Consider the following 595-nt stretch of genomic DNA (forward strand, 5'->3'; position numbering starts at 1 on the left):
CACCGCCCGTCACACCATGGGAGTGGATTGCACCAGAAGTAGTTAGTCTAACCTTCGGGGGGACGATTACCACGGTGTGGTTCATGACTGGGGTGAAGTCGTAACAAGGTAGCCCTAGGGGAACCTGGGGCTGGATCACCTCCTTAAACGAATCGTGATCGTTTCGGTCAGAGTTCACACGAATTGCTTGGTTATAGAATTAAAGAGAGCGTAAGGGCAATAGGCCCTATAGCATCTTACTGAGAGGTAATTTGCGCAGAAGGCCTGTAGCTCAGGTGGTTAGAGCGCACCCCTGATAAGGGTGAGGTCGGCAGTTCAAGTCTGCCCAGGCCTACCAGATTTCAGTTACTCATCGTTAAATGATTACTCGCATAGCAGGCTATGCTTCGCAGTCATTTGCATAGATTAACTAAAATCTACGATTTTTTGAGTCTGACTTTAATGAACGTTAAAGCAGAGGATAAAATGCTCTGGGATTGGGGCTATAGCTCAGCTGGGAGAGCGCCTGCCTTGCACGCAGGAGGTCTGCGGTTCGATCCCGCATAGCTCCACCAATTTCCAAAATTGAAATGATTATAAATAAGTGTATTTGCTT

At 47.7% G+C, this 595-nt stretch carries 2 tRNA genes and 1 rRNA gene; all 3 read left to right on the forward strand.

The features are described 5' to 3' along the window. Positions 1-146 (forward strand): 16S ribosomal RNA (locus A3735_RS08365); the annotation flags it as partial. A gap of 114 nt (positions 147-260) precedes the next feature. After that, a tRNA-Ile gene (locus A3735_RS08370) sits at positions 261-337 on the forward strand. Between the two features lie 141 nt (positions 338-478). Then, positions 479-554: transfer RNA gene (locus A3735_RS08375), tRNA-Ala, on the forward strand. The last annotated feature ends 41 nt before the right edge of the window (positions 555-595 follow it).

Source organism: Oleiphilus sp. HI0061, assembly GCF_001635675.1.